Here is a 9,238-nt window from a genome sequence, read left to right on the forward strand (position 1 = left end):
GTGCCGGGCAGGGCGGCCGCCCCAGGGGCGCGGGGAACTGCGCGACTGGCCCCCACCGGCCCGCAGGTGCCCTACCGCCCGGTTCGGCACCGCCGCATTCCGCCGTCGTGGTTGAGCGCTGCTGCGGTGGGGTGAGGGATGAGCGGGACTGGGGTGGAGGTACCAGTGCCGGGCAGGGCGGCCGCCCCAGGGGCGCGGGGAACTGCGCGGCCGGCCCCCACCGGCCGGCTCGGCACCGCGGCCGCAGGCTTACACCACCGGCTTGCCGGTGAGTTCCACGCCCGCCTCGCGGAGCTCTTCCAGCGCGCGGTTCGTCGTCGCCTCGGCGACCCCCGCCGTGAGGTCGAGCAGCACCTGCGTCCGGAAGCCCTCCGCCACGGCGTCCAGCGCCGTCGCCCGCACGCAGTGGTCCGTCGCGATGCCCACCACGTCCACCTCGTCGATCTTCCGCGCCCGCAGCCAGTCCGCCAGCTTGACCCCGTTCTCGTCGACCCCCTGGAAGCCGCTGTAGGCCGCCGCGTACGCCCCCTTGCTGAACACCGCGTCCACCGCTCCCGAGGCGACCGCCGGCGCGAAGTTGGGATGGAAGCCCACCCCCTCCGTACCGGCGACACAGTGCGCCGGCCAGCTGTGCACGTAGTCGGGGTTGTCGGCGAAGTGGCCCCCCGGCGCGATGTGGTGGTCGCGGGTCGCCACCACGTGGCGGTAGCCGGCGGGCGCCTGCCCGATCAGCTCGGTGATCGCGGCGGCCACATCGGCCCCCCCGGCGACCGCGAGGCTGCCCCCCTCGCAGAAGTCGTTCTGCACATCGACGACGATCAAGGCGCGGCGCATGGTCGGTGTCCTTCGCATTCGATAGCGGGTCCGTCGAGGGGCAAGACGCGGAAAGAAGGGGTGCGGGCCCGGCCTGAACCTCCGAGCGTAGAGAGTTACGGGGGCGTAGGGGAGGGGGCTCTGCGGGGCGCGTACGCGGGCACTCGCTCTAGCTACCCGAGCGCCCCTGTACGTACTCCGTCGGAATGACCGGTTCCCCGCGCGAGAGCTGCGTCGCGGACAGCGGCAGATTCGCGCGGGCGGCCGCGTGCCGGTCCCGGGACACGTCCAGCGGTTCCCGGGCGACGACCTGCCCGGACTTGACCAGCTCCACCAGCAGCTGCCGGTCGACCAGCTCGGCCGGCACCTCCCCGGTGCCGACGACCTCCGCCTCCGCCACCCCCTCGGCGTCCAGCCGCCGCGCCGCCCACTTGCGGCCCCCGACGGACGTCTTGCCGCCCGACGACTTCTTCGCGACGGCCACCAGCGGCGCCTTCGGATCGGCGGACTCGGCGCGGGCGACCAGCTTGTAGACCATGGAGCAGGTGGGGTGCCCGGAGCCGGTCACCAGCTGGGTGCCGACGCCGTACGCGTCCACGGGGGCGGCGGCCAGCGAGGCGATGGCGTACTCGTCGAGGTCGGAGGTGACGACGATCTTCGTGTCCCGGGCGCCCAGCTCGTCCAGCTGCTGGCGCACCCGGTGGGCCACCAGCAGCAGGTCGCCGGAGTCGATGCGGACCGCGCCCAGCTCGGGCCCGGCCACCTCCACGGCCGTACGGACCGCCTCGGCGACGTCGTAGGTGTCGACCAGCAGGGTGGTGCCCCGGCCCAGCGAGTCGACCTGGGCCCGGAAGGCGTCCCGCTCGTGGTCGTGCAGCAGGGTGAACGCGTGGGCGCTCGTCCCCACCGTCGGGATGCCGTAGCGGAAGCCGGCGGCGAGGTCGGAGGTGGTGGCGAAACCGCCGACGTAGGCGGCGCGGGAGGCGGCGACGGCGGCCAGCTCGTGGGTGCGGCGGGCGCCCATCTCGATCAGCGGGCGGTCCCCGGCGGCCGAGGACATCCGGGAGGCGGCGGCCGCGATCGCGGAGTCGTGGTTGAGGATGGAGAGGATCACGGTCTCCAGGAGCACGCACTCCCCGAACGACCCCTCGACCCGCATGATCGGCGAGCCCGGGAAGTAGACCTCGCCCTCGGGGTAGCCCCAGATGTCGCCGCCGAAGCGGTAGCCGGCGAGCCACTCCAGGGTCGGGCCGTCCACGATGGCCCGCTCCTGGAGGAAGCGGAGGACGTCCGCGTCGAAGCGGAAGTTCTCCACCGCGTCCAGCACGCGTCCGGTGCCCCCCACGACGCCGTAGCGGCGCCCCTCGGGCAGACGCCGGGTGAAGACCTCGAAGACGCTGCGCCGCTCGGCCGTACCCGCCTTCAGGGCCGCCTGCAGCATCGTCAGCTCGTACTGGTCCGTGAAGAGCGCCGTCGAGGGAACGTCCACCGGCAGCCCAAGGTCCGCTGTGTTCATGGAAGGGGATGCTACACCCCTTCGCGTCAGTGTGACGATTTATGGCGCCCGTGGCAGCATGGGCCTTGTGACGTCACCCGCTCCCGTAGAGATCGAACGCACCGAGTCGGCGGAGGAGGTCTTCGCCGTCCCCGAGCCCGACGTCCCCTGGGTCACGATCGTGCACAACGACCCCGTCAACCTCATGAGCTACGTGACGTACGTCTTCCAGACGTACTTCGGCTATCCCAAGGACAAGGCCACCAAGCTCATGCTGGACGTCCACCACAAGGGCCGGGCGGTCGTCTCCAGCGGCAGTCGCGAGGAGATGGAACGCGACGTGCAGGCCATGCACGGCTACGGCCTGTGGGCCACCCTCCAGCAGGACCGCAAGTAGCCCCGCCCCGGCCCCGACCAGCTCCTCGATCAGCTCCGGAAGCAGCGAACCTCTCTGATGCCAGGAATCTTCGAACCGCTCCCCGGCGGCGGCGCGGCCGTCGCGCTCGACGACGTCGAGATCTCCATCATCCGGTCGCTGGCCGTCCAGCTCCTGGAGTTGATCGGGCCCGGCCCCGCCGAGGACGCCCCCGACGACCCGCTCGCCGAACTGTTCGCCGAGGGCCCCAGCGAGGCGCCCACCGACCCGGTGCTGCGCCGCCTCTTCCCGGACGCCTACAGCGACCCGGAACTGCCCGCGCAGTCCCCGGAGGAGGCCGAGGAGCGGCGCGCCCACTCCGCCGAGTTCCGCCGCTACACCGAGAACGACCTCAGGGCCGGCAAGCGGGAGAACGCCCTCTCGGTGGTCCGCTGCCTCGACGCCCTCGCGCCGGGGGAGAAGGGCGAGGCGGTCCTCAAGCTGGCGCCCGAGGAGTCCCGGCAGTGGCTCGGCGCCCTCACCGACCTGCGTCTCGCGATCGGCTCCCGGCTCGACATCACGGACGACGACGACACCGACCTGCTCTACCGGCTCCCGGACGAGGACCCGCGCAAGCCGATGGTGATGGCCTACCTGTGGCTCGGCGGCCTCCAGGAGGCGCTGGTCGCGACCCTGATGCCGTAATCCGTCCGGATTTCTTCCCGGTGTGCGTTCGCTCAGAGGACGCTCAAATCCGGATAACGATCCTGTCACCGTTGCGGCCTGGTATGACCTTTTCGGCCGCACTTTGTCTGCTTTTTCCAGTGGTGTGGGCCACAATCCCTTTCGGCGGGACCCGGTGATCGAGGGTGCGGCCGTGATAAATCTTCACGACCGCCCGGCGTACACCACCCATGTGGACGACCGGGTGCGCCACCGAACCGGCCACCACCGGTCAGGCACCGCTCCAGCAATCCGGGGGGATCGAAACCCGATCCGAGGCCGACGAGAGGCCCGGGTCGGCATGGAGAAAGGCGCACACCACACATGACCTCCGCTCAGGTCGACACGTCGGAGAAGTCCTCCGAAGCCTCCGAAGAGGGGTACGAGCGCGGGCTCGGCAGCCGCCAGGTCCAGATGATCGCCATCGGCGGCGCCATCGGCGTCGGGCTCTTCCTGGGCGCCGGGGCGAACATCGCCAAGGCCGGTCCCAGCCTCATCCTCATGTACGCCCTCGCCGGCGGCATCATCTTCTTCATCATGCGGGCCCTCGGCGAGCTCCTGCTCTACCGTCCGGTCTCCGGCTCCTTCGCCGAGTACTCCCGGGAGTTCCTCGGCCCGTTCTTCGGCTACTTCACCGGCTGGACCTACTGGCTGATGTGGGTCGTCACCGGCATGGCCGAACTGACGGCCGCCGCGATCTACGTGAACTACTGGTTCCCGCAGGTCCCGCGGTGGGTGACCGCGCTCGTCTTCCTGGTGGTCCTCTTCGGGGTCAACCTGATCTCCGTGAAGGTCTTCGGAGAGCTGGAGTTCTGGTTCTCCATGGTCAAGGTCACCGCCCTGATCGGCATGATCGTGATCGGCCTCGGCGTGCTCACCTTCGGCTTCAGTGCCGCCGGCGACACCGCGTCGGTCGCGAACCTCTACCAGTTCGACGGCTTCTTCCCCAAGGGCGTCGGCTCCTCCCTGATGACGCTTCAGGGCGTCATGTTCGCCTACCTCGCGGTCGAGCTGGTCGGTGTCACCGCCGGCGAGTCGGAGAACCCCGAGAAGACCCTCCCCAAGGCGATCAACACCCTGCCCTGGCGCATCGCCCTCTTCTACGTCGGCGCGCTCACGGTGATCCTCTGCGTCGTGAAGTGGACGGAGTTCGCCCCCGGCGTCTCCCCGTTCGTCGCCGCCTTCGCGAAGATCGGCATCCCGGCCGGCGCCGGCATCGTCAACTTCGTCGTGCTGACCGCCGCTCTGTCCTCCTGCAACTCCGGCATGTACTCCACCGGCCGTATGCTGCGCACCCTGGCCGACAGCGGGGAGGCCCCGGCCGCGTTCCGCAAGCTGTCCGCGTCGAAGACGCCGGCGTTCGGCATCACCGTCTCGGTCCTCTTCATGGGCATCGGCGTGGTGCTCAACTACGTCGTCCCGGAGAAGGCGTTCGGCTACGTCACCTCCGTGGCCACCGCGGCCGGCATCTGGACCTGGCTGATGATCCTGATCAGCCACGTCCGCTACCGCCGCGCGGTCGACGCGGGCCGGCTGCCGGCCTCCGCCTTCCCGGCCCCCGGCGGCGCGAAGTTCAGCTGGGTCGCCATCGTCTTCCTGCTCTTCGTGACCGGCCTGATCGCGTACGACGCCGACTCCCGTGTCTGCCTCTACGTGATGGCCGGCTGGGCCGCCGCCCTCGGCATCGGCTGGCTGGTCCTGAAGAACCGCCATCCGGAGGTCGCCGAGCGCCACGCGCCGGTCCCGCTGGAGAAGGTGAGCTGACCACCCCTGCGGGACGCCCGCCGCGGGGAGCACTCGTGGCGCCCCTCGCGGCAGCCGCTCAGGGCGTCCGGCATCCGGGCCGTCCCGTACCACCCACCGGTACGGGGCGGCCCTTTGCTTATCCTGGCGGACATGCTGACCATCACCCAGGCCCTCGTCGACCAGATCGTCGCCCACGCGCGCAAGGACCACCCGGACGAGGCGTGCGGTGTCGTCGCCGGGCCGGCCGGCTCCGACCGCCCCGAGCGCTTCATCCCCATGCTCAACGCGGCGATGTCCCCCACGTTCTACGAGTTCGACTCCGGGGACCTTCTGAAGCTGTACCGGGAGATGGACGACCGCGACGAGGAGCCGGTGGTCATCTACCACTCCCACACGGCGACGGAGGCGTACCCCTCGCGCACCGACATCAGCTACGCGAACGAGCCCGGCGCCCACTACGTCCTCGTCTCCACGGCCGACACCGACGCGCTCGGCGACTTCCAGTTCCGGTCGTTCCGCATCGTGGAGGGCGAGGTGACGGAGGAGGAGGTGCGGATCGTCGAGGCACACTGACGCAGCCGTCTCCGCCGGACCGGCCGGTGGGCGTCTACGGGCCGGTGGGGGCTGGCCGCGCAGTTCCCCGCGCCCCTGGGTGGGCTGCGCTGGCCGGCGTTGGTTCTCCCTCTGTCTCGGAGTTCGGGCAGAATTCGTCCGGTGGGTGGAATCACACTCCGGAACCGGTGCCGGGAATCGATACGATGAGCCCATGGTTCTGAACGACGTGAGCGACAAGGCGCCGGGCGTGCTGCTCGTGGCGCGGCTGCACGTCGACCTGTGCAGGCTGAACAGCGCCATCTGTTGACGCGAGCCTGCCGCCGCACGGCCGTGAGCCGCGGCGTGCCGCTGCGCGCCCACCCACCCAGACTTTCCGACAGGAGCCCTGAGCCATGGCCATCGAGGTCCGCATCCCGACCATCCTCCGCCAGTACACCGACGGTCAGAAGGCGGTGGAGGGCAGCGGTGACACCCTCGCCGAGCTGTTCGCCGACCTCGAGACCCGGCACCCGGGCATCCACGCCCGCATCGTGGACGACGGCAAGCTGCGCCGCTTCGTCAACGTGTACCTGAACGACGAGGACGTCCGTTTCGTCGACGGCATCACCACCAAGCTCTCGGACGGCGACACCGTGACGATCCTGCCGGCGGTCGCCGGCGGCATGGCCTGAGATCGGCATGCGCTACGACTCCCCGTTGGCCGCGGTCGGCAACACCCCCCTGGTGCGCCTGCCGCGGCTCTCGCCGTCCGCCGACGTCCGGATCTGGGCCAAGCTGGAGGACCGCAACCCGACCGGCTCGGTCAAGGACCGCCCCGCCCTGCACATGATCGAGCAGGCGGAGAAGGACGGCCGGCTCACCCCCGGCTGCACCATCCTGGAGCCGACGTCCGGCAACACCGGCATCTCGCTGGCGATGGCGGCCAAGCTCAAGGGCTACCGCATGGTCTGCGTGATGCCCGAGAACACCTCGCAGGAGCGCCGGGACCTGCTGGGGATGTGGGGCGCGGAGATCATCTCCAGCCCGGCGGCGGGCGGTTCCAACACCGCCGTACGGGTGGCGAAGGAGCTGTCCGCCGAGCACCCGGACTGGGTGATGCTGTACCAGTACGGCAACCCGGACAACGCCGGCGCGCACTACGCGACCACCGGCCCGGAGATCCTCGCCGACCTGCCGTCCGTGACGCACTTCGTGGCGGGGCTCGGCACCACCGGCACGCTGATGGGCGTCGGCCGCTACCTGCGCGAGCACAAGCCGGACGTGCGGATCGTCGCCGCCGAGCCTCGGTACGACGACCTCGTCTACGGCCTGCGCAACCTCGACGAGGGCTTCGTGCCCGAGCTGTACGACGCCTCGGTGCTGACCACCCGCTACTCGGTCGGCTCCGCGGACGCGGTGACCCGGACCCGGGACCTGCTCCAGCAGGAGGGCATCTTCGCGGGCATCTCCACCGGCGCCGCGCTGCACGCCGCGATCGGCGTCGGGAAGAAGGCCGTACAGGCCGGCGAGAGCGCGGACATCGTGTTCGTCGTCGCCGACGGCGGCTGGAAGTACCTGTCGACCGGCGTCTACACCGCCGCCACGACCGAGGAAGCCATCGAGACCCTCCAGGGTCAGCTCTGGGCATAGCTCTCATCATGTACGCGCCAACCCCCTCCATGAGGGGGCTAAGCGCTGCCTATGGCGTAGCAAAGATCTTCGTCCGAGGGAACCGGTCCCCGGTGAACCCCGTTACCTTCCTCCTGTCCTGTCATGCCACGCTCATCGGCATCCCAGGGTGTTTGAAGTGTCATGCTCATGACGCCGCACTCTGCCGCCGCTACGCGCGTCACGGGCCTGCCTGGTAACCCCACCGATGGAGGCAGTACCCCCATGCGTGAATCACGACGGAGCCTGCGAAGACTTCTGGCCTTCGCGTTCCCCGCCCTCGCCCTCGCCGTCTCCGGATTCGTCGCGGCACCGGCCGCGCAGGCACAGGCACCGGCGCACACCACCACCTCCCAGGCCACCGCCCGGACCGGCCGGGCCGCCCAGAACGCCAAGGCCCTCACCGACCCGGCCCGGCAGGCCGTGCACAGCACCGGCAAGGCCGGGCAGAAGGTGCCCACCCAGCACCTGTGCGCCACCGCCGCCAAGGCCGGCCAGGTCGCCTGCTTCGCCCAGCGCCGTACCGACATCAGGCAGCGGCTGGCCTCCGCGCTCGCCGCCGCCCCCTCCGGCCTGAGCCCGAGCAACCTGCACAGCGCCTACAACCTGCCCTCCACGGGCGGTTCGGGCCTCACCGTCGCCGTGGTCGACGCGTACAACGACCCGAACGCGGCCTCCGACCTCGCCACCTACCGCTCGACGTACGGCCTGTCGGCGTGCACCGTCGCCAACGGCTGCTTCAAGCAGGTCAGCCAGACCGGCTCGACGACCTCGCTGCCGACGAACGACTCCGGCTGGGCCGGCGAGGAAGCGCTCGACATCGACATGGTCAGCGCCGTCTGCCCGAACTGCAACATCATCCTCGTCGAGGCCAACTCCGCCACCGACGCCGACCTCGGCACCGCCGAGAACGAGGCCGTCGCGCTCGGCGCCAAGTTCGTCTCCAACAGCTGGGGCGGCTCCGAGTCCTCCTCCCAGACCAGCGAGGACACCTCCTACTTCAAGCACCCGGGCGTGGCGATCACCGTCTCCGCCGGTGACAGCGGCTACGGCGCCGAGTACCCGGCGACCTCCCAGTACGTGACCGCCGTCGGCGGCACCGCGCTCTCCACCTCCTCCAACTCCCGCGGCTGGACCGAGTCCGTCTGGAACACCAGCTCCACCGAGGGCACCGGCTCCGGGTGCTCCGCCTACGACGCCAAGCCGAGCTGGCAGCCCGACACCGGCTGCACCAAGCGCATGGAGGCCGACGTCTCCGCGGTCGCCGACCCGGCCACCGGCGTGGCGGTCTACGACACCTACGGCGGCTCCGGCTGGGCGGTCTACGGCGGCACCAGCGCCTCCTCGCCGATCATCGCCGGCGTCTACGCCCTCGCGGGCACCCCGGGCTCCAGCGACTACCCGGCGAAGTACCCGTACCAGCACACCGGCAACCTGTACGACGTCACCAGCGGCAGCAACGGCTCCTGCTCGACGTCGTACTTCTGCACCGCCCGTACCGGCTACGACGGCCCGACCGGCTGGGGCACCCCCAACGGCACCGCCGCCTTCACCTCCGGAACGAGCACCGGCAACACGGTGACCGTCACCAACCCCGGCAGCCAGTCCACCGCCACCGGCAGCTCGGTCAGCCTCCAGATCTCGGCCTCCGACAGCGCGGGCGCGACCCTCACCTACAGCGCCTCCGGCCTGCCCACCGGCCTGTCCATCTCCAGCTCCACCGGCCTGATCTCCGGCACGGCGTCCACCGCGGGCACCTACAGCACCACCGTCACCGCGACCGACTCCACCGGCGCCTCCGGCTCGGCATCCTTCACCTGGACGGTCAGCACCAGCGGCGGCGGCACCTGCAGTTCGTCCCAGCTGCTGGGCAACCCGGGCTTCGAGTCGGGCAACACCACCTG

General features: G+C 70.7%; 10 protein-coding genes. 8 read left to right on the plus strand and 2 right to left on the minus strand.

Features of this window, described 5'->3' with window-relative positions; translation table 11 throughout:
* Positions 1-249: 249 nt before the first annotated feature.
* Together AB0M11_RS40405 and AB0M11_RS40410 are read right to left on the minus strand one after the other, a co-directional pair.
* The gene (locus AB0M11_RS40405; protein ID WP_365713805.1) at positions 250-834 is read right to left on the minus strand and encodes an isochorismatase family protein; all 585 of its coding nucleotides are present in this window, start codon (positions 832-834) and stop codon (positions 250-252) included.
* A 148-nt stretch (positions 835-982) separates the two neighbouring features.
* Positions 983-2,329: a nicotinate phosphoribosyltransferase gene (locus tag AB0M11_RS40410; RefSeq protein WP_365713807.1), complete on the minus strand. Its 1,347-nt coding sequence runs from the start codon at positions 2,327-2,329 to the stop codon at positions 983-985.
* Between the two features lie 58 nt (positions 2,330-2,387).
* On the opposite strand from AB0M11_RS40410, the gene clpS reads away from it, so the two are divergent.
* The 8 genes from clpS to AB0M11_RS40450 all read left to right on the plus strand — a co-directional run.
* Positions 2,388-2,705, plus strand: coding sequence for an ATP-dependent Clp protease adapter ClpS (gene clpS / locus AB0M11_RS40415; RefSeq protein ID WP_089106662.1), 318 nt, complete (start codon positions 2,388-2,390; stop codon positions 2,703-2,705).
* A gap of 57 nt (positions 2,706-2,762) precedes the next feature.
* Positions 2,763-3,368, plus strand: coding sequence for a DUF2017 domain-containing protein (locus AB0M11_RS40420; RefSeq protein ID WP_365713809.1), 606 nt, complete (start codon positions 2,763-2,765; stop codon positions 3,366-3,368).
* Between the two features lie 342 nt (positions 3,369-3,710).
* Complete coding sequence (locus AB0M11_RS40425) at positions 3,711-5,150, plus strand: amino acid permease (RefSeq protein ID WP_365713811.1); 1,440 nt, start codon at positions 3,711-3,713, stop codon at positions 5,148-5,150.
* Between the two features lie 132 nt (positions 5,151-5,282).
* On the plus strand, positions 5,283-5,705 hold the full coding sequence (locus AB0M11_RS40430) for a M67 family metallopeptidase (RefSeq protein ID WP_365713813.1): 423 nt from the start codon (positions 5,283-5,285) through the stop codon (positions 5,703-5,705).
* Positions 5,706-5,898: 193 nt separating this feature from the next.
* Positions 5,899-5,994: a putative leader peptide gene (locus tag AB0M11_RS40435; protein ID WP_352361672.1), complete on the plus strand. Its 96-nt coding sequence runs from the start codon at positions 5,899-5,901 to the stop codon at positions 5,992-5,994.
* An 85-nt stretch (positions 5,995-6,079) separates the two neighbouring features.
* Positions 6,080-6,358, plus strand: coding sequence for a MoaD/ThiS family protein (locus AB0M11_RS40440; RefSeq protein WP_365713816.1), 279 nt, complete (start codon positions 6,080-6,082; stop codon positions 6,356-6,358).
* Positions 6,359-6,365: 7 nt separating this feature from the next.
* The gene (locus tag AB0M11_RS40445) at positions 6,366-7,316 is read left to right on the plus strand and encodes a cysteine synthase (protein ID WP_365713817.1); all 951 of its coding nucleotides are present in this window, start codon (positions 6,366-6,368) and stop codon (positions 7,314-7,316) included.
* 243 nt (positions 7,317-7,559) lie between these two features.
* Positions 7,560-9,238 (plus strand): putative Ig domain-containing protein (locus AB0M11_RS40450; RefSeq protein WP_365713819.1); only part of this gene is annotated, 1,679 nt, incomplete at its 3' end.

Origin of the sequence: Streptomyces sp. NPDC051987, assembly GCF_040680735.1 — a bacterium.
Taxonomy (GTDB): domain Bacteria; phylum Actinomycetota; class Actinomycetes; order Streptomycetales; family Streptomycetaceae; genus Streptomyces.